Genomic DNA, 20,846 nt, shown 5'->3' with positions numbered 1-20,846 from the left:
ATTAGAAGCCGAGTATCACGGAAGAAGCATAGAACGTCAGCAACCGGGCAACGGCAAGCCTAAAACCGGCCGGCTGTGGGTCTATGTGCGTGACGACCGGAATGCCGGTTCGGTACTGCCGCCCGCGGTGTGGTTCGCCTACAGCCCGGACCGCAAGGGTGCTCATCCGCAAATGCATCTGGCCGGGTTCAGCGGACTGTTGCAGGCGGATGCGTATGCGGGCTTCAATCCGCTGTATGAAGAAGGCCATATCCGCGAGGTCGGCTGCATGGCCCATGCCCGGCGTAAAATCCATGATATCCATGTGCGCCATCCGTCGCCGACCACCACCGAAGCCCTGCGCCGGATCGGTGAACTGTATGCGATCGAAGCCGACATCCGGGGGCGTCCGGCCGAAGAACGAAGGCAGGTGCGCGAAGCGCGATCCCGACCGTTACTGATGGGCCTGGAGAGCTGGATCCGGGAAAAGTTAACGACGTTATCGCGCCAGGCCGATACGGCGAAGGCGTTCAACTATCTGATGAACCACTGGCCGGCGTTGTGCTACTACGCCGGCGATGGCTGGGCGGAGATCGACAACAATATCGCGGAAAACGCGCTGCGGGTGGTGAGCCTGGGCCGAAAAAATTATCTGTTTTTCGGCTCGGACAGCGGTGGGGACCGGGCGGCGTTGATGTACACGCTCATCGGCAGTTGCAAACTGAACGGCGTGGAGCCGGAAGCGTATCTGCGCCATGTGCTGGCTAATATAGCGGATCATCCCATCAATAAAATCAAAGAGCTCCTGCCATGGAACCTCGACATCCTTGCTGAATAACTGTCAATACGGTGCTGGGCAACCGCTTACGGACAAAGCGTGCCGGTCTGAATCGGGCAGCCAACGTTCAAGGTGGATAGGTTGGTTGTTGGCGGGACTTATCAGCAATAGTCTAACCGATATAGCGCTCTTAGCGTTCTGGATCATCAAAGGAATGGTGATTTGGAATCCATTGTAAGGGGATCTATTGCGAGACGGCATTAACAGCGCTTACTGAGTAAACGTTGGGCTTCAGTCCTGATGTTCACTGGCGGGATGCCAGGTCCCGCAGCCGCAAGCGCCAGGGAGCGTGGGGCCGAAACTGCTCCTGCATCATGCGCATAAAGGTTCGGGTCCGTTCCGGTAATCCCGCGCTCTGGCGCGTCAACGCCACCACATTCGCATCGGGCGGCTTCCAGTCCGGCAGCAATGGCACCAGTTTGCCCTCCGCCAAGGCATCGGCGACATCCCATTCCGAACGCATGATGATGCCCAATCCTTCCGCCGCCCATTGGCGGATCACTTCGCCGTCATTGCTGATCAATACCGGCTGTGTGCGGATATTGACGGTGGTTCGCCGCTGCCGGAACTGCCACAGGGTGACATCTTCATTATTTTCATGCAGGGCGATGGTGGGCAGCATCGCCAAATCCCTGGGGTGTTCAGGCAAGCCATGGCGCTCGGCAAAACCAGGCGAGGCGCAGACGATCCGCCGGTTAGGCGCAATGTAATGGCTAATTAAATTTGACGAGCGCAGCTCACCGATATGGATCACCAGGTCGAAACGGTCGCTACTGGCCACCAGCGGCTGATCGGAGAGGGTCATCCTGATCTCCACATCCGGGTAACGCTGGCGGAATGCGGCGACCACCGAAGCGACGTAACGCCGGCCAAAACCAAACGGGGCATTAATGGTCAGCTTGCCCACCATCCCATGACGCCGGGCGTGAAGTTCCTCTAACAGAACGTTGAACTGATCGATGATGCCGATGCCGCGTCGGCAAAGCAGATCGCCTTCATCGGTGAATTGCAATTGCCGCGCCGAACGATCCATCAACTGGATGCCGAGTTTTTTTTCGAGCTGCTGCAGCCGCTGGGTCACGGCGGAAGGGGTCAGGCCGAGTTTGTGCGCGGTAGCGAGCAGACTGGCGCTTTCCCGGATCACCAGCAGGAATTGAATGTCGGATGAGTTAAGCATGGTTGAATCATAGAGTCATGAATATTAAATATCAATGAATTTCAAATGCCCTAGTATGAAGAAAAGTTTTTCTGTTACCGCTTCGACCAAGGATATCGTTATGCACTTGCAACAACTGGAGACACCTTGCGCTTTATTGGATCTGCCGCGGGTACAACGCAATATTCAACGCATGCAACAGCACATGAACCGGCTTGGGGTGAAATTTCGCCCTCATGCCAAAACGTCCAAATGCATAGAGGTCGTTTTGGCGCAACTGGCGGCCGGCGCGCAGGGTATTACCGTTTCGACCATGAAAGAGGCCGAGGTGTTTTTTTCCGCCGGCATCAAGGACATTTTGTACGCGGTGTGCATTTCCGCCGCTAAGTTGCCCCGGGCGCTGGCGCTGCGCCGCCAGGGCTGTGATTTGAAAATCCTGGTCGATAACGAACGGTCCGCGCTGCAGGTCTGCGAATTTGGCCGCGCTCACCAGGAACGATTCGAGGTCTGGATCGAGGTGGATACCGACGGCCATCGCGCCGGCATCGATCCCGCGGGCGAGGAGTTGCTGACGGTTGCGACGATGCTGCAGGAGGGAGGGTCGAAGGTCGGCGGGGTATTGACCCATGCCGGCTCCAGCTATGAACTGCATTCGCCGGAGAAACTCGCCGCGCTGGCGGAGCAGGAGCGCGCCGGCTGCGTGCTTGCCGGCCGCCGGCTCAACCAGGCCGGGATCCGGTGCGATAATGTGAGCGTCGGCTCCACCCCCACGGCATTCGCCGCCGCCCATCTGGAGGGCGTCAGCGAAGTGCGCGCCGGGGTCTATGTTTTCTTCGACCTGGTGATGCATAACGTCGGCGTGTGCGAGATGGACGACATTGCCTTAAGCGTGTTGACCACGGTGATCGGCCATCAACGGGAAAAAGGCTGGGTGATGGTGGACGCGGGCTGGATGGCGATGAGCCGCGACCGCGGCACCGCCAATCAGCAGCGGGATTTCGGTTATGGCCAGCCCTGCACGCTGGACGGCATGCCTATCGCCGGCTTCACGATGATTGGCGTCAATCAGGAACACGGCATTATTGCCCCCGATATATCGATGCAATCCATTGATATTACGCAAAAATTTCCTTTTGGTACGCAACTGCGCATTTTGCCGAATCACGCCTGCGCCACGGGCGCGCAGCACGCGGTGTTATACGCCTGCGATGCTGAAGGCGACGCCACGCCCTGGGAAAGATTCCAGGGCTGGTAAGTAGCATCGCCCACCGTTAACGGCAGGCGGGCGCCGAGTCTGCCAATCCGGTTTACCACTGGCCGTCGTCAGGCCAGTCCGCGACATCGGCGTATGGCAAGGGCGCCGGTACGCCGACGATGCGCCGCAAGCAGGCATTTCCGAACATCAGGGCGGGATATCCAGGCAGTGAAATCGAGGCTTTATTAATGATTTTTTAATTTTTCTTTGGGGGAGGCACCTATGCAGCACAATATAGCATCAAGCCCGGCGCAAGAATCTCCGGCGGGAAAGCGGATAAAAAAGGCCGGTTCCATCAATCCTTATGTTCTGTTGTTTATTATGCTGGCCATCACCGCGGCGGCGACATGGATTGTTCCTCCCGGCGAGTTCAACCATATATTACGCGACGGTGTGAAATTCGCCGTACCCGGCAGTCTTCACCCGGTAGCGCGCAGCGGCGTAGGCGTCGGAGAACTGTTTACTTTTATTGCCGACGGGATGGTCAAATCCGCGCCCATTATTTTCCTGATCCTGTTTACCGGCGGCGCCGTTAATGTGCTGGAACAATCCGGCGCCCTGAGCAACGCGCTTAATGCGATGGCGCGCAGGAAAGGCAGCAGCGATACCCTCATTATCATCAGCGTGTGCGCGGTGTTTTCGGTATTGGGCACCACCGGCGTGGTCATCAATTCCGTGGTGGCCTTTATACCTTTGGGGATGCTGCTGGCCCGCTCTATGAATCTGCCGCGCATCTTTGGCGTCGGCCTGATTTATCTGGGCACCTATTCCGGCTTTAATTCCGCCATCATCAACCCCGGCACCACCGGGCTGGCGCAACGCCTGGCGGAACTACCGCTATTTTCCGGCATGGGTTTTCGCCTGGCGGTATATATTGTTTTTGCCTTGTGCGCAATCGTTTTCCTTACGCTCTACGCCCGTCGTTGCCGGCGCCAGGGATTAACCAATGAAGACGATAGCCCGCAACAGCATATCGTGGCGACAGTGACGCCGGCCCATTGGCTAATACTGGCTTTTACCACCCTGGCCCTGCTGACGTTTATTTATGGCGCCATCAATTTCCAGTGGTCGGAGAATGAAATGTCGGCGATGTTCATCATCATCGCCATTGGCGTCGGCCTTATCGCCCGTTTCTCTGCCGGGGCCATCGCCGATAGCTTTCTTAAGGGTTGCGCGCTATTGATTCCCGGCGCGTTGATTGTCGGCCTGGCGCGAGCCATCGCGCTGGTTCTTGGACAGGGCCATATCCTGGATACCATCGTGAATGCCATTGCCGGCTTGCTGGCGCCGCTGAGTGAAATGTTCGCCGCCCTGGGTATGTTCATCAGCGCCGCGGTGATGCACATCGCCATTTCCTCTGGCTCCGGCGAGTCGGCCGCGCTGGTGCCGCTGTATGTCCCGCTGGGGGATGCGCTGCATATTACCCGCCAGGTAACGGTGGAAACCATATTACTTGGCGAGGGGGTAATCAACTCCGTCAACCCTACTTCAGGGGTAATGATGGCGGTGCTGGCCATTGGCCGCATCGGCTACGGCCAATGGCTGCGATTCGTCTTTCCCCTGACTCTGGTTTGGACGGTGGTGTCGGTTATTGCATTGATTATCGGCGTGGAGATCCAATGGGGACCCTTTTAACCGGCTGGACCGACATCGGGAGATGAGATATGGATAACACAATGACAAAAAACCAGCGTTGCGCAACCTTGGCCGATCTGGAGCCGTTGCGCGCTGAATTAATCGCGTTGCGGCGCCGGTTCCATCAGCATCCGGAACTGGCGTTTGAAGAGCAGCATACCGCCGGCACCATTGCGGCGCTGTTGACGGAGCATGGGTATCAGGTTACCACCGGTGTCGCGGGAACCGGCGTAGTCGGAACATTGCGCGCCGGTTGCTCCACTCGCGCCATTGGGCTGCGTGCGGATATGGATGCGCTGCCTATCCATGAGGAAAACACCTTTGACCATGTCAGCCGCCAGCCTGGCAAGATGCATGCTTGCGGCCATGACGGCCATATGACCATGCTGCTGGGCGCGGCGCAATACCTGGCTTCCACCCGCTGTTTTGACGGCACATTGCATTTGATTTTCCAGCCGGCTGAAGAACGGGGCTTTGATAGCGGCGGACAGCGGATGGTGAATGCGGGACTGTTTGAGCAGTTCCCCTGCGATGCGGTATTCGCCATGCATAACCATCCGGGTAAACCAGTCGGGCGACTGATGAGCCGCGGCGGCGAGTTTATGGCCGCCGGCGATCGGGTGTTCATTACCGTGCGCGGGGTGGGCGGTCATGCGGCCCGCCCCCATCTGGCCCAGGATCCCGTGGTCGGCGCCGCCAGTATCATTATGGCGCTGCAGACCGTGGTGGCGCGCAATGTGCCGCCGGACCAGACGGCGGTGATCACTATCGGTACGGTCCAGGGAGGCAAGGCGCTGAACGTGATCCCGGCGGAGGTCAAGCTGGGGCTGAGCGTTCGCAGTTTTGATCCGGCCATCCGTTCGCTGCTCCGGCGGCGCATTACCGATATCGTGCAACTCCAGGCGGCCAGTCTGGGCCTTAGCGCCGAGATTGATTATGTGGAGGGGTACCCGGTGGTCAAGAACAGTGAACGGGAAACGGCTTTCGCGCTGCGGGTTGCCGCGGAGCTGGTGGGTGAGGAGAACGTAGACGGCAATATGGATTTACTTACCGGCAGTGAGGATTTCGCCTATATGCTGCAGGCCCGTCCCGGTTGCCTGGTACGCATCGGCAATGGCGAAGCGCAGATCGATAAGATGCTGCACAATCCCGGTTATGATTTCAACGATGAAAACCTGGTGACCGGCGCCGCCTACTGGTCCCGGCTGGTTGAGCGATTCCTGCCCGCCGGCGGGGCGCAATAAATGAAAAAGGAGTTAACTATGCCTGAAGAAAAAACGACCTTACTGCACAGTATTATGACGCTGGAGGCGCCGCCGCCGGCCGGCCATTATTCCCATGCGGTGAAAACCGGCAATCTGGTGTTTGTTTCAGGCGTGTTGCCGGTGACGGTATCGCCCGAGGCGGATTTCACCGCGCAGGCGCGCGCCGCGCTTGACCTGTGCCAGCATATACTGGCGGCGGCGGGATGCGGCTGGGCGCAGGTCGCTCAGTGCACGGCGTATATCGCCGGCGTAGAGCACTGGCCCACATTCAATCATATCTATGCGCAATATCTGCAGGCGCATAAACCCGCGCGGGCCATCATCCCGGTACCGGAACTGCACCACAATTATTTGGTCGAGATCCAGCTGACGGCGGTATGTGGATAAACCCCCCTGTCTTGTGCCGGCCGGATAAGCCACAATGGCATGAGGGCGAGCAGTATTAACCGGTTTAATAGTGAATATGTTGATTTCCGAGATGGTGACCTGTTTTATTTTGGGCGTTGGTTTGGGTATCTGCGGGGGGATGTTGGGCATCGGCGGTGGATTGATCGCCATTCCGGTGCTGGGCCTGTTTTTTGGCATGGATCAGCATCTGGCGCAGGGCACTGCGTTGATTATGGTGACCCCCAATGTGATGATCGGTTTCTTGCGTTACCGTCAGCGCAACAAAATCGATCTCCGCCAGACGCTGGTGCTATGCCTGTACGCCACCGTCTCCGCATGGTTCGCCGCGCAAATGGCGACGGCTATCGCGGGAGAACGGCTGCAAAAATTCTTTGCCGCCTTTTTGCTGGTGCTGGCGGCTTATTATATCTGGCAATGGTTTAACAGCCGGAGCCACCCGGCTGCCGCACCCGCTAAATTGTCGGCGAAATTCCTGCCTGTTTTGGGGGTGGCGAGCGGGTTTATGTCGGGCATTTTCACCATCGGCGGCGGGCTGGTGGTCGTGCCGGCCTTGGTGATGCTTTTCGGCTTTACGCAGACCCAGGCGCAGGGGATTGCCTTGGCTTTGGTGGTGCCCGGGGCATTGGCGGCGTTGTTTTCCTATGCTCATGCCGGACAAGTGGACTGGATTATCGGCTTGCCGCTGGCTGTCGGGGGTGTGGTGAGCGTATCCTGGGGAGTGGCGTTGGCGCATAAATTACCCGTCCTATGGCTGAAGCTTGCTTTTTGCCTGGTGCTGATTGGGGTGGGGGTGGTGATGCTGGTGGCATAGAAAAATCATGCCCAGGAATTGACGTGAGATAGCCCATATCAGGACTAGGGTAGGGACACTCCTTGAGCCGATGGTGGCGGGATGGTTGATGCAACGTTTTTCCTGGGGAGCAACCATGCGCATCGTTGCTTGTTTTATTTTGATATCCAGGGTGCTTGCCGAATGTTTTTTATTATTAATGCTGCCAATCCTTGTTCCCATTCCCGCGTCATGTTGGCTTTCGCTAGGACGATTATTTTCGCGTAAAATCATTATCTACCCCTCAATCGGCCCATTGAGTTTACGCCAGGCCGGGCCGCAGTCCAATATGGTGATTACGTCAAGCGCCTCAAAGCAGGCGGCGGTATAGCCCACCAACAGAGAACCGCCTTTTTTGTGCTTTTACTTAAAATTGTGACATACATCTTTTTTTTGAAACTGTTACGCGTATACAGTTACGCGTAACAGTAAATAAAAAAGAGGTTTATGTGAAAAATTTATTTGATTTAACCGGAAAACGCGCTTTGATCACCGGATCAGCCCAGGGCATTGGGTATTTGCTGGCCCGCGGATTAGGCGAATATGGGGCGGAAATTATCGTAAACGATATCACCCAAGAGCGGGCGGACGAGGCGGTGGCCAAACTGCGGGCGCTAGATATTAATGCGTCTGGCTGTGGTTTCAACGTCACCGCTTCGGCAGAAATAGTGGCCGCCATAGACGACATTGAATCGCGAATTGGGCCGATTGATATTTTGATTAACAATGCCGGCATTCAGCGCCGCTATCCTTTCGTCGAATTTCCTGAGAGCGAATGGGACAAGGTGATTGATGTTAACCAGAAATCGGTATTTTTGGTCTCGCAGCAGGTGGCGAAAAGAATGATGGCGCGCCGCAACGGCAAGATTATCAATATTTGCTCAATGCAAAGCGAACTCGGCCGCGAAACCATTACCCCCTATGCTGCGTCAAAAGGGGCTGTGAAAATGCTGACCCGCGGTATGTGCGTTGAATTGGCCGCTTATAACATCCAGGTTAATGGCATTGCCCCAGGATATTTTGCCACCGACATGACCAAAGCGCTGGTGGAGAATAAAGAGTTTTCTGACTGGCTATTTAAACGCACCCCTGCTGCTCGCTGGGGCAATCCCGAAGAATTAATCGGAGCCGCCGTATTTTTATCCACGCCGGCCTCGGATTTTGTCAATGGCCATATTATTTTTGTCGATGGCGGAATGCTGGCGGCGGTATAATCGGCATAGTTAAATATTTGATCAATTAATAGAATAATGGCTGACTGCGTCGGCCATAAAATCAATATCTTTGCACTGAGGAATTGGCACTATGCTAAATAAGAAATTAGCTGTCCGGCGCTGGTGGTATTTAATGCCGATCATATTTATTACCTACAGTTTGGCCTATCTTGACCGTGCAAACTTCGGTTTCGCCGCCGCGTCAGGCATTCAACAGGATCTGGGGATCACCAAAGGCGTATCTTCGCTGATTGGCGCCCTTTTTTTTCTCGGCTACTTTTTCTTCCAGGTGCCGGGCGCGATTTATGCGGTTAAGCGCAGCGTAAGAAAACTGATATTTTTCAGTTTGATTCTCTGGGGCATTTGCGCCGCCGCCACCGGTTATGTCAGTAATATACCGATGCTGTTGGCAATTCGGTTTACGCTAGGGGTGGTGGAAGCGGCGGTGATGCCGGCGATGCTGATTTACATCAGCAACTGGTTTACCAAGGACGAGCGTTCGCGGGCCAACACCTTCCTGATTTTGGGCAACCCGGTTACCGTGTTGTGGATGTCTATAGTGTCGGGCTATCTGATCAATGCGTATGGCTGGCGTGAAATGTTTATTTTCGAAGGGCTGCCCGCGGTAATCTGGGCCGTTTGCTGGTGGGTCCTGGTCAGGGATAAGCCGTCGCAGGCCAGTTGGCTGACCGAGCAGGAAAAGGCCGATTTGCAGGCCGCTATGGATCGTGAGCAGCAAAATATCAAACCGGTGCGAAATTATGGCGAAGCCCTGCGATCACGTAATGTCATCATGCTGTGCTCCGTCCATGCGTTGTGGAGCGTCGGGGTCTATGGTTTTATGATGTGGATGCCTTCCATCATTAAATCCGCCGCCGCCGTAGATATCGTCGCGGTGGGATGGTTATCGGCATTACCCTATTTTGCCGCTATTGTCACCATGCTGGTCGTCTCGTGGTTGTCCGACAAAATGCAAAATCGTAAAGTGTTTATCTGGCCGTTATTGCTGATCGCCTCCGCCACTTTTTTCATGTCCTATATGATTGGCAATGAGCATTTCTGGTGGTCCTATGCGTTGCTGGTGGTCGCCGCCGCCTGTATGTATGCGCCGTACGGTCCGTTCTTTGCCTTGATTCCCGAATTGCTGCCGAAAAATGTCTCGGGCGTGTCAATGGGGCTGATTAACAGCGTCGGGGCGTTAGGCGCATTTATCGGCGCTTGGCTGGTCGGTTATCTTAACGGATTGACTGGCAATCCCAGCATATCCTATGGTTTTATGTCGAGCGCCCTGCTGATTTCTGTGATCATCATGTTTAATGTTCGCGCGGTCTCACAGCCTTCCGGCTTACCACCCCGCGGTAAACGCTTCGCATCATGATCCACGGCCCCCATGGCTTGGTTCAAGCAGGAGACGCATACGTTAGCTCATTAAAACCGGCATTTTACTTAAAGCGGCGGCGCATAAGCGCCGCCAGCGGCGGTGAAAGCTATGCCGCCATCCATTGCACCCGTATTCATAGGCATCCCAGATGAAGTTATGTATAATAATGCATGCTTTAATCACGGGGATAAAAATGAAAGGCACCAGGATAACGCTACAGGACATTGCCACCTTAGCCGGGGTGACTAAAATGACTGTCAGCCGTTATCTGCGCGATCCGAACCAGGTCTCCGAAAAAAGTAGACAACTAATAAGCAAGGCCTTGGAGGGGATAAATTATATCCCTAACCGCGCGCCGGAAATTCTGCTCAACTCACATAGCAAATGTATTGGCATTCTCATACCCTCATTCAAAAATCAAATCTTCTCCGATGTGTTGGCGGGGATTGAATCCGTAACCTCAGCCCATAGCTATCAGACTATCATTGCGAACTATGATTATGAATCGAAAATTGAAGAAGAAAAAATCATCAACCTGCTTTCGTATAATATTGATGCCATTATTCTGACTGGTAAGGAACATACCGAGCGTACCCGGCAATTTCTACGTATGGCAAATATACCTATCGCGGAAATAATGGATATAACCGAGGAATATCTGGATATCCAGGTGGGTTTTGACAATGAAAAAGCCGCTTATGATATGGCGCAGGCGATATTGGAAAGCGGCAAGAAAAATATTGTTTATGTTGGCTCAATGGCCGATCCCCGCGATGCCAGCCGTTATCGCGGCGTCTGCCAGGCCCTGGAACAGGTGGGCAAAACGCCATTGCAATTGTTGCCCAAAAGCATCTCATCGATAGCGCTCGGCAGTCAGCTGTTTATCCGCGCGCAAAGGGAATTTCCCGGCGTGGATGCATTATTTTGCACTAACGATGATTTGGCCGTTGGCGCCCTGCTGGAGTGTCAGTCGCAGGGGATCCGGGTGCCGGAACAGATGGCGATTGTCGGTTTTCATGGGTTGGATATCGGCCGGGCCAACGTGCAAAAATTGGCCAGCGTGATCACACCCCGCTTTGATATAGGCAAAACCACTGCGGAACTGTTGTTGAAAAGATTAGCGGGGAAATCAGTGGTGAGAAATGTTGATTTGAACTATCAGATTTATTTCGGCCAGACATTATAATATTGCTTGAGTGATGCCTGCAATAATATAAGGGCGCGGATAGCCCATACGCAGCAGCATCTGCCAACTTACAGCGAGGCGCTGCAGGCTGGCGCGCGCGTGGCTATAACGCTCAGTAAAAGACGGGCGCATAACGGAAGCATCGTGCAAGGTGCAAGTTCATAGGAAAATCCACGACGTCCACATGGGGCCCCAACGGATCTGACCACGGAATCGCCAAAGCGTAGTGGTGAACTGTATGTCATTGACGTAGATATTCGAGGCTCCTAGGTGGACGAGAGGCTGGCGAAGAGGAATAAGCAACAGTGCCGCTGATGTAGCCGTTGTATGACGGGATCCCGGCTCAAATAAGTAAACTGTCACGTCACCCGGATGTGGCAAAGGCGTCAGTATATCGGCTTAAACTGTGGGAGGGGTTGAACGAACGCTGCCGTAGTGGCTGAATGCATACCGACAATAATATCGCAGAAAATGCCTTGCTCTGAATTGCTGTAGGCAGAAACATGGTGTTGGACGTGTGGCAATCCTGTACATGCTGATCGGCACATGAAGGCTGAGCGGGGTTGACCTGGAGGCCTGGCTGAGTCATGTAATCGGTAATCTAGCGTACTGGCCTGCAAATAAAGTAAATGAACTAATCCCATGGAAAGTCAGCCCAAAGTCTTGATAATCGTCAGAAAGGTTGACCTACCTGAGTCACTGACGAATGAATTCACGGCGAACGGTTCAGCAGTTGGGCAGAAATGAAAGAAGACGATGTTTGGTGATTTATAAGGGATTATGATCGCTGGCATCGTCACAGTGCTTATGGTGGCTTCAGTCCGTAACAATTTTGAAACTAAATTTTTGCTTAGAGCTGTGCACATTGCTTTGAGTAAAATCATACTCGGCTTTTACAAAATCAAGCACCTTCAATTATCATAAATATATATTTAAATTTATTGTAAAAATCAACGGATGAATAATATGATAATGATAACTATCATCAATAAAATAACCACTAATTGTATGTAAGGAGTATAATAATCCATCATCAGTCACCAACTGAAAGCTCTAACTTGATAGGTTAACAATATGGTTATCTTGGTTCAATAACTTAATGGTAAGGTTTGTGTAATGTTTGAAAAGAAAATTACTAGGTTGTTTTAGCCATTAGGCTTACTTGAAGTTTTTATATGATGAAATGGTTTAGAAATCTCTAACTTAAATTTACATCACTTTCTGAAATAACAAATAAAATGTTATTGTATCTGTGAAAATATAGTGCCGTTGCTTATTTTAATTTAAACATGGTTTTATTATAAAGTGATCTTTAACATTGGGTTGTGTGAAATGCAAATTAGTGTTATTAGCACATCCATGAAAAAGTACATTGGCTCAGTTATTCATATTTGACGGAGATTACCATGAGGATCAGTAATATAGACATAACATTTAATTTATTACTACATAGTAAAGAGCAATGAATTATATATATTTTAACGAAGTAGCTGAAACCGGATCGAATTGTAGCGCCGCCGTTCGCCTACATATTGCAACATCAGCGATCAACCGACAGATCTCCTTGCTGAAACATATATTTGGCATCATGCCGCTGGAACGTAGTAACACCGGTATTCTCGGCAGGCATGATGTTGGAACGCTATACGTGCAAGATGTTTCGCGATCTGGAGCGCATTAGAATCTGGGCGGCTGCTGCTTAAGACGATCTTGGTGTGTACCATCCTTTGAGCGCTTACGCCGGGTATAGCCATGTCGCCGCCAACCTACACTACAGGCTATATCCGTTTGTTAACAGCCTTTCGCTATTTTGATGAAATAAAGACAAAAATTACGGGTTATTTACACTTATTGAGATTGGTAATCGTTATCATTAATGCTAAATTTTCGCTATCTCCGCATTTACAATAACTTACAAATAGCGATCGTTTCGGTTGCTTTTTTTAGCAAGGAAAGGGTGTCTTGACCTGATGAAAACTTACCGTAAATCCAGCCTCGCGACCTGTGTCTGCGCGGCATTGATAAGTGTGGTTTATTCCGCCGCCGCCCAGTCGGTAGACGAAAAAACGGCTGCAAAACAAGAAGCTGAGGATACCCTGGTGGTAACGGCGCGCAGGCAGACGCTACAGGCGCCGGGCGTATCCCTTATTGATAAAGACGAGATCAAAAAGCATCCGCCGCAGCGGGACGTGTCGGAAATAATCCGCACCATGCCTGGCGTTAACCTGACCGGCAACTCCACCAGCGGCCAGCGCGGTAATAACCGCCAGATCGATATTCGCGGCATGGGTCCGGAAAATACTCTGATGCTAATTGACGGCATGCCGGTGAGCAGCAAAAATTCCGTGCGTTACGGCTGGCGCGGCGAACGGGATTCACGCGGCGACAGCAACTGGGTGCCGCCGGAAATGATTGAACGAATCGAGGTTATCAGGGGACCGGCGGCGGCGCTGTACGGCAGCGGCGCCATGGGCGGGGTAGTGAATATCATTACCAAACCCGTGGAGAAGGAATTGCACGGCAGTTTTAACAGCTACTACAACGTGCCTGAACATAAATCCGAGGGTGCCACCAAGCGCTTTAACGGCAGTATAAACGGTGCGCTGACCGACAATCTCAGCTTCAGGCTGTATGGCGGCTGGAGTAAAACCCAGGCCGATGCCCAGAACATTAATGACGGGCATCAGTCGCTGCGCACCGGTACCTATGCCAGCTCGCTGCCCGCCGGACGGGAGGGCGTGCGCGATAAAGATATCAATGCCGCGCTGCGCTGGGAATTCCAGCCGATGCAGGCGCTGGAATTAACGGCGGGATACAGCCGTCAGGGCAATATTTATGCCGGTGACACGCAAAATACCAATACCAACCAGCTGGTGCAGAAATATTACGGCAAGGAAACCAACGTGCTTTATCGCCAGAACGTTAGCCTGAAATACACAGGCGCCTGGGATAGCGGGGTGACCACCACCAACTATATCCAGTACGAGCGTACCCGCAACAGCCGGCTGAACGAGGGCCTGGCCGGCGGCACCGAGGGAATATTCAGCACCACCGATGAAGGTTTCTCCACCATTACCCTGGGCGACATCAATGCCCATTCGGAGGTGAATATTCCTTTTGACTGGCTGTTCCAGCAAACCGCCACTTTCGGTATGGAATGGAATCACCAGGAGATGAAGGATCCCACCTCCAACACCCAAAGTATCGGCACCGGTGGGGTGGACGGATTGTCTTCCAGCGGCCGCAGCCCGTACGCTTCCGCCAACCTGTATTCGCTCTATACCGAAGATAATGTCGAATTAACCGGCTCGACCACGCTGACACCCGGCCTGCGCTTTGATTACCATTCCATTACCGGCAGTAATTTTAGTCCGTCCCTAAACCTGTCGCAGGAAGTGGGCGGAGATTTTACCGTTAAAATGGGCATAGCCCGGGCCTATAAAGCCCCCAATTTGTACCAGACCAATCCCAACTATCTGCTGTATAGCAACGGACAAGGGTGCTATGCCAGCACCAGCAGCTGTTATCTGCAGGGTAATGCCAATCTGAAGGCGGAAACCAGCGTTAATAAAGAGATCGGCATTGAGTATCATCATGAAGGGGTGCAGGCCGGTTTAACCTACTATCGCAATGATTACCGTAATAAGATCGAGGCAGGCTATGCGGCGGAATACTCCAACGGTACGTCCGATGTCTATAAATGGGAAAACGTGCCGAAAGCCGTGGTGCAGGGCCTGGAGGGAACGCTGAATTTCCCGGTGACGGAAAGCGTCGCGGTTAAAAATAACCTGACGTATATCCTGCAGAACAAGAATAAAACCACCGGCGATTACCTGTCCATCATTCCTGAGTTTACCGCCAATTCCACGGTGGAATGGCAGGCGCGGCCGGATTTGTCGGTGCGCGGCAGCATGACCTGGTACGGCAGGCAAAAACCGAAAAAATACAACTATAAAGGCGAAGCGGCGAGCGGCAGTGAAAAACGCGAAATCAGCCCTTACGCGTTGTTTGGCACCAGCGCCACCTATACAGTCAATAAATATGTCGATGTGACAGGCGGTATCGACAACCTGTTCGATAAGCGTCATTATCGGGCCGGCAATGCGTCCACCACCGGCAACTCAACCACCGGCGCCTATATGTATGGCGCCGGCGCGGCGACCTACAATGAATCAGGCCGCACATATTACATGTCGCTGAATACGCATTTTTGACCGACGCTTTTTACCCATCCCTAGGGAAAACCATGTTTTCCCTTTTTATTCATACAGGAATTGCAACTCCCTCAAAATCCAGGATCGCCTGATCTTGCCACGATAATTGCTGAAATCGTATTGTGCGGGTAATGACAATTCGGTAAGTAATACGTTAAAGAAACGATGTATTTCTGAAAACCCCGCCCAGTCTGATGAACCTCCTTGTTCAGCCATAGTCAATTCTATGATGTTGCTCTTTAAGTGAGGGAATCCCATTGGCTTCTTTCATGCGTAAATAACACTCTCAATGTTAGTAATTCGGGAAAATGTCGTTAAATGGCAATGAAATATCTAGTGCTTGGGGCGCTGCTGTTTGGTAGCGCCACTGTATACGGTGCGGACGGCTTTGTGGTGCGTGACATCAAGTTCGAGGGACTGCAACGTGTCACCGTGGGGGCAGCGCTGCTCAGCATGCCGGTTCGTGTTGGCGATACAGTCTCGGATGAGGATATCGGTAGTACCTTGCGCGCCCTGTTTGCCACCGGGAACTTTGAGGACGTGCAGGTACTGCGCGACGATAACCTCCTGATCGTCAAGGTGAAAGAGCGGCCGACCATTGCCAGCATTAGCTTTACCGGCAACAAAGCGGTGAAAGAGGATGTGCTGAAGCAAAATCTGGAGGTCTCCGGCGTGCGCGTCGGCGAATCTCTGGATCGCAATACCTTAACTTCCATCGAGAAAGGATTGGAGGACTTCTACTACAGCGCAGGCAAATACAGTGCTAGCGTAAAGGCGGTGGTGACGCCGCTGCCACGTAACCGGGTGGATGTGAAACTGGTGTTTACAGAAGGCCTGTCGGCCAAAATCCAGCAGATCAACATCGTCGGCAACCAGGCGTTTACCGCCGACCAACTGATCTCTCGTTTCCAACTGCGCGACAATGTGCCATGGTGGAATCTGATAGGCGATCGTAAATACCAAAAGCAGAAGCTTTCCGGCGACCTGGAAATCCTGCGCAGTTTCTACCTGGATCGCGGTTATGCCCGCATGGCCATCGACTCGACGCAGGTTAGCCTGACGCCTGATAAAAAAGCCCTCTATATCACCATCAATATCACCGAGGGCAGCCTTTACCGCCTGTCCGGCGTGGTGGTCAATGGCAATATGGCGGGGCACTCAGCTGACATTGACGCACTGGCCCAGGTCCATCCCGGCGAACTGTACAACGGCGCCGAGATCACCCGCACGGAAGAGAGCATCAAAAAGCTGTTGGGGCGCTATGGCTACGCCTATCCGCGCGTGGCGACGACGCCTGAGATTAACGACGCCGATAAAACGGTCATGCTGCATATGAGCGTGGATGCCGGCAACCGCTACACGGTGCGTAAAGTTATTTTTGAAGGCAACGCTCTCACTAAAGATGAGGTGCTGCGCCGTGAGATGCGCCAGATGGAAGGTGCCTGGCTGGGCAGTGACCAGGTGGAGCTAGGCAAGACGCGCCTGAACCGCACTGGCTTCTTCGAAACCGTGGATGTGGATACTCGGCCGGTGTCTGGCTCGTCGGATCAAGTCGACGTGGTGTATAAAGTCAAGGAGCGCAACACCGGTACCATCAACATCGGCGTAGGTTATGGCTCCGACAGCGGCGTCAGCTTCCAACTGGGACTGAGCCAGGATAACTGGCTGGGCACCGGCAATACCGTGGGTTTTAACGGCACCAAGAGCGATTCTCAAACCTATGTTGAATTGTCGGCCACCGACCCTTACTTTACCCTGGACGGTATCAGCTTAGGCGGCAAGATTTTTTATAACGATTACGACGCTGACGATGACGATCTCGCCGATTATAAGTTGAAAAGCATCGGCCTTGGCGGCAACTTCGGCTTCCCGGTAAGCGAAAGCAATACGCTGAACCTCGGCCTGGATTATGTGCACAACAGCCTGTCGGATATGGAACCGCAGGTAGCCATGTGGCGTTATCTTTATTCACAGGGCCTTGATCCGAAAGTGGTGACTAAAGACGGCGACAGCGAGGCGGCACTGCGCGCCGATGACCTGTTCGTCAACCTGGGCTGGAGCTATAACGATGTCGACCGCGGCTTTTTCCCAACCGCCGGCAGCCGGGTTAGCCTGAACACCAAGATCACCCTGCCGGGCTCCGATAACAGTTATTATAAAATCACCTTTGACGCCAATCATTATACCAACCTCAGCGATAGCGGTAGCTGGGTGTTGATGGAAAGGGCCAAAGCGGGTTATGCCAACGGTTTCGGCGGCAGCGAAGTGCCGTTTTATGATAATTTCTACGCAGGCGGATCCAGCAGTGTGCGGGGCTTTTCATCCAACACCATTGGTCCCAAATCGGCTTATTATCGCTGCAACGGTTCTGAAACGTCATACAGCGACTGTCCATTGGAAAAGTCGGACGATGCGGTCGGTGGCAACGCCATGGCGCTGGCCAGCCTGGAATTATATGTGCCGACTCCGTTCCTAAGCGAAAAATACACCACTTCCGTGCGCACCTCGTTGTTCGTCGATGCTGGAACCGTTTGGGATACCGAGTGGGAAAATACCTATCAAACGCGTTCGGCGGATATTCCCGACTATGGCGATCCGATGCAAATTCGCGTTTCGACGGGGATTTCCCTGCAGTGGCAGTCGCCTCTAGGGCCAATGGTGTTTTCGTATGCACTGCCGGTTAAAAAATACGAAGGCGATTCGGCGGAGCAATTCCAGTTTAATATCGGCAAGACTTGGTAATCACGGCTGTTAGGACGATAAATACCCTGCGTGATATATACTTATGTATATTTTTGCACGCGACATATAAAGAATCTGGGAATTACGATTAATTTACACTTGCTTAACGTGTCGCATGAGGTAATTATTTAAAATGGCGGTATAATAAAAAAAGAATACTTAGGATAAAAGTATTCTTGTGCTAGAAAATAGTAAATGTAGTTCTTCCTTTGGGCTGTATCCAATACAGCCCTTTTTTTATTCTGCTATTAGCGCCAGTCATTATCTGCGCCTTAAGGGTTTGTGCTTAACGCGTCTGGCAGCTAACATCATAAGGGCCGGTTTTTTTCCGTACTGAGTCTGCTCCAGGGCCAGCTTCAGCGATTAGGGTTGTTTGGGTAATAATTACCCGTCAGGAACTTTACTTCTCTGAAGGATTATATCATCAGAGTTAGTACTAACAGTCAGAATAGGTTCTGAGCAAAAGTCTTACCCTGAAATTGCGAAGAAAGCAGAAGCGATGAAAAGCAGGCCAGATTGGGGCACCGAAAACCTGAGAGAGGTCCAGGCCTTTAAGGCCGAAATGCGAGGATGTTTCAACGTGGCCAGATGCCTTAACTTTATTAGCTGGCCGGATATACGAACGACAACGTAAGGGGCAAATGGGGCAGCGTCGAACCGGCATTACGGTTTTCATACTCACAAAGTCACAGTCGCCCTATTTTTGCCTTGCCGTTGTCCGATAGCAGGATGTCTCGGCTCCGGCTTCCAGCCATTGGTATTAGGGGTGATAATCAGGTGGAACTGAGGATGGATCCTCATTGCTGTCCCAGGCATATGACTGTGGTATTTTGTTCCCTTTGGCGTACATACACTGTAAATAGACCACGTTGTATTGGTCCTGCAGAGAATCTTGCGCATCACCACCCTTGCCGCCGGCTACCGCAGCTCCTGCGAGAAGTCCTCCACCCGCACCGATTACCGCTCCATCAGCTGTACCACGCGGGCCACCTGCTGAGCCTATCATTGCGCCGGCGGCGGTGCCAATGGCGGTACCGGCTGCAACGGTGGCGACACTCCTGTTATTGATGGAGGATGCTTCACCACTGAGTGAGCTGTATGCTGTGTTTTTGCAGATGACATCATCCACTCTGAACTGGTCGTAGGTTTTGCCGCTGCCAGGCAGTGTCATCACGGTGGGCGCCACCGGAGTTGAAACACATCCCATCAGTACGATCCCTGCAAGCAACGGAATTATAATCGCGTAAGATTTGCCCATCTTTACTACCTCTTTATTTTGAAGTATCAAAAACAATTTTCATCCAGCCTTTAGGGCATTTTTTTATATTCGGGTAATACCCGACAGGTTTAGGACAGTAATATCTGTAATGGGAGCTTTTTTCTACCCATACTTGAGGTGGCGCGGGCGATATGTAAATAACGTGGGGCGATGTTGGCGGATATAAAACAATAGTAGGTCCCCATGGATCAAATGGTGGATCCCATGGAGGTCCAATCTCGGATCTTGATCGATAGGGCTCTGCATTCGTTGATAAATAGAAACCAGTAGCCAGTATCAGACCTGCAACTGAAAATATTTTCTTGATACCTATCATGTTTCTCTCCTTAGATCACCACGAAGGGAGTAAATTATATTCTTGATTGCATTACATTTCCTTCAGGACGGATTAAAGAAAACGATAAGAATGTTAAGTAAATTTTGCCTACGCGATGTTACTATGACAATCTTAAACGTTAATAGCTCTGGTGCCGGGATGATACGAAATAATAGTTTCATAAAGTGTAATTATTATTTTAATCATTCCTCTTTTATGGAATGAAATATACTGTATATACGCAGAATGTGGAATGTGTCCTAATGGATAAACCTATCAATTATTTTCACATAAAACACAGGATGGCGATGATAAAGCACTATCGTCGCGCATCGGGTGAGATTGGCAGTTCTTTGTTCTATTGAGCCATGATACCAACTGCTAAGCGACACCATTAGCCTATATCAATTTGCTATCGCTTTAGCTTTTCAATCGTTGCCCTTTGTTATTTGCGGGTAAACAGATGAGAAATGATGTCGTTGATTGTTTCTGTCAGCAGCAATTTAGGGACGCTATCCTCCTTTGCCTGAGTAGCCGCGCGTACAGACAACCCGTTGAAGATAATGGTTATTATCTCCATGCCGATACTTAGCCGCTTAAGATCCTCCATGGAGGTGGCTTTTCCTTTGGCGATGAGTTGTTCGTCGAATTTTGCGTCGATAGTTTTGTTCGATAGCTTGATTAGCCTGGAGATGCTCGGGTTTCGCGCCGCTTCTGCGGCCATTTCGAGCCACAGACCAACGAAATCTGGCGCAGTGTGGTGCTCGACCATTTTCGCAGTATGGCGGGTCAGAGTGTCGACCAGTTGTTCATCCGCAGGAGATGCGGCAATGTTGTTTACCAATTCAATCAATGAATTTTCCTGTTGTGCTACCAGCGCTTCGACGATCGCTTCCTTGTTGGCGAAATGATAGTAGATGTGCCCGGGACTCATGCCAGCGGCCTTGGAAATCCGGGCAATGCTGCAGCCATGAAACCCTTCTTCTCTGAAACATTTTGCCGCGGCGTCCAGTACCTGTTGCCTGCGATCCCGGTTTTTCCCCGGGGCTTCATTATCTTCAATGCCAATCATTTTTTGTTCTCCGGTGTGTACTTTGCGCGCGTAGCCTTGCAAATTCCATTTTAGTATGAATATACTAGAATGAACAT

The 20,846-nt window shown here is 52.1% G+C and carries 17 protein-coding genes and 1 pseudogene; 14 read left to right on the top strand and 4 right to left on the bottom strand.

The window, feature by feature from the left end; genetic code table 11:
* Nucleotides 1–43: 43 nt before the first annotated feature.
* Nucleotides 44–817: pseudogene (gene tnpC, locus GRH90_RS24315) on the top strand (IS66 family transposase); the annotation flags it as partial.
* A gap of 244 nt (nt 818–1,061) precedes the next feature.
* Here tnpC and GRH90_RS24310 read toward each other — a convergent pair.
* A complete protein-coding gene (locus GRH90_RS24310) occupies nt 1,062–1,994 on the bottom strand; it encodes a LysR substrate-binding domain-containing protein (RefSeq protein WP_162368565.1) in 933 nt (310 codons plus the stop codon).
* A gap of 100 nt (nt 1,995–2,094) precedes the next feature.
* Here GRH90_RS24310 and GRH90_RS24305 point away from each other — a divergent pair, with 100 nt between their 5' ends.
* The 13 genes from GRH90_RS24305 to bamA all read left to right on the top strand — a co-directional run bounded on the left by GRH90_RS24305 (nt 2,095) and on the right by bamA (nt 18,102).
* Nucleotides 2,095–3,228: a DSD1 family PLP-dependent enzyme gene (locus GRH90_RS24305; RefSeq protein ID WP_162368564.1), complete on the top strand. Its 1,134-nt coding sequence runs from the start codon at nt 2,095–2,097 to the stop codon at nt 3,226–3,228.
* Between the two features lie 222 nt (nt 3,229–3,450).
* Complete coding sequence (locus GRH90_RS24300; protein WP_162368563.1) at nt 3,451–4,863, top strand: YfcC family protein; 1,413 nt, start codon at nt 3,451–3,453, stop codon at nt 4,861–4,863.
* Nucleotides 4,864–4,892: 29 nt separating this feature from the next.
* Nucleotides 4,893–6,107 (top strand): M20 aminoacylase family protein, encoded by a 1,215-nt coding sequence (locus tag GRH90_RS24295; RefSeq protein ID WP_246236230.1) that lies wholly within the window; start codon nt 4,893–4,895, stop codon nt 6,105–6,107.
* Between the two features lie 18 nt (nt 6,108–6,125).
* Complete coding sequence (locus GRH90_RS24290) at nt 6,126–6,515, top strand: RidA family protein (protein WP_178113361.1); 390 nt, start codon at nt 6,126–6,128, stop codon at nt 6,513–6,515.
* A 76-nt stretch (nt 6,516–6,591) separates the two neighbouring features.
* On the top strand, nt 6,592–7,347 hold the full coding sequence (locus GRH90_RS24285) for a sulfite exporter TauE/SafE family protein (RefSeq protein WP_162368575.1): 756 nt from the start codon (nt 6,592–6,594) through the stop codon (nt 7,345–7,347).
* Nucleotides 7,348–7,435: 88 nt separating this feature from the next.
* Entirely contained in the window at nt 7,436–7,696 is a 261-nt protein-coding gene (locus GRH90_RS24280; RefSeq protein ID WP_162368562.1) for a hypothetical protein, read from the top strand.
* Between the two features lie 118 nt (nt 7,697–7,814).
* On the top strand, nt 7,815–8,579 hold the full coding sequence (gene idnO, locus GRH90_RS24275; protein WP_162368561.1) for a gluconate 5-dehydrogenase: 765 nt from the start codon (nt 7,815–7,817) through the stop codon (nt 8,577–8,579).
* 91 nt (nt 8,580–8,670) lie between these two features.
* Nucleotides 8,671–9,957 carry an MFS transporter gene (locus GRH90_RS24270; RefSeq protein WP_162368560.1) on the top strand — a complete coding sequence of 429 codons (1,287 nt, stop codon included), beginning with the start codon at nt 8,671–8,673 and terminating at the stop codon, nt 9,955–9,957.
* A 196-nt stretch (nt 9,958–10,153) separates the two neighbouring features.
* Nucleotides 10,154–11,146 (top strand): DNA-binding transcriptional regulator IdnR, encoded by a 993-nt coding sequence (idnR, locus tag GRH90_RS24265; protein ID WP_162368559.1) that lies wholly within the window; start codon nt 10,154–10,156, stop codon nt 11,144–11,146.
* Nucleotides 11,147–11,699: 553 nt separating this feature from the next.
* A complete protein-coding gene (locus tag GRH90_RS26765) occupies nt 11,700–11,813 on the top strand; it encodes a transposase domain-containing protein (protein ID WP_162368574.1) in 114 nt (37 codons plus the stop codon).
* Between the two features lie 795 nt (nt 11,814–12,608).
* Entirely contained in the window at nt 12,609–12,827 is a 219-nt protein-coding gene (locus GRH90_RS24255; RefSeq protein WP_246236229.1) for a helix-turn-helix domain-containing protein, read from the top strand.
* Nucleotides 12,828–13,116: 289 nt separating this feature from the next.
* Entirely contained in the window at nt 13,117–15,360 is a 2,244-nt protein-coding gene (locus GRH90_RS24250; RefSeq protein WP_162368558.1) for a TonB-dependent siderophore receptor, read from the top strand.
* A gap of 318 nt (nt 15,361–15,678) precedes the next feature.
* Entirely contained in the window at nt 15,679–18,102 is a 2,424-nt protein-coding gene (gene bamA, locus GRH90_RS24245) for an outer membrane protein assembly factor BamA (RefSeq protein ID WP_162368557.1), read from the top strand.
* A 760-nt stretch (nt 18,103–18,862) separates the two neighbouring features.
* Here the strand turns inward: bamA and GRH90_RS24240 are convergent.
* The 3 genes from GRH90_RS24240 to GRH90_RS24230 all read right to left on the bottom strand — a co-directional run bounded on the left by GRH90_RS24240 (nt 18,863) and on the right by GRH90_RS24230 (nt 20,769).
* The gene (locus GRH90_RS24240; RefSeq protein WP_246236228.1) at nt 18,863–19,396 is read right to left on the bottom strand and encodes a glycine zipper family protein; all 534 of its coding nucleotides are present in this window, start codon (nt 19,394–19,396) and stop codon (nt 18,863–18,865) included.
* The gene (locus GRH90_RS24235; RefSeq protein WP_162368555.1) at nt 19,374–19,697 is read right to left on the bottom strand and encodes a hypothetical protein; all 324 of its coding nucleotides are present in this window, start codon (nt 19,695–19,697) and stop codon (nt 19,374–19,376) included. Before GRH90_RS24235 ends, GRH90_RS24240 begins: the two co-directional genes overlap by 23 nt.
* Nucleotides 19,698–20,142: 445 nt before the next feature.
* Nucleotides 20,143–20,769, bottom strand: a complete 627-nt coding sequence (locus tag GRH90_RS24230; RefSeq protein ID WP_162368554.1) for a TetR/AcrR family transcriptional regulator — start codon at nt 20,767–20,769, stop codon at nt 20,143–20,145.
* Nucleotides 20,770–20,846 lie beyond the last annotated feature (77 nt).

Origin of the sequence: Acerihabitans arboris (assembly GCF_010131535.1) — a bacterium.
GTDB classification, from domain to species: domain Bacteria; phylum Pseudomonadota; class Gammaproteobacteria; order Enterobacterales; family Enterobacteriaceae; genus Acerihabitans; species Acerihabitans arboris.
The sequence above is the reverse complement of the archived record's forward strand: the minus strand, read 5'-3'. Positions and strand labels throughout refer to the sequence as shown.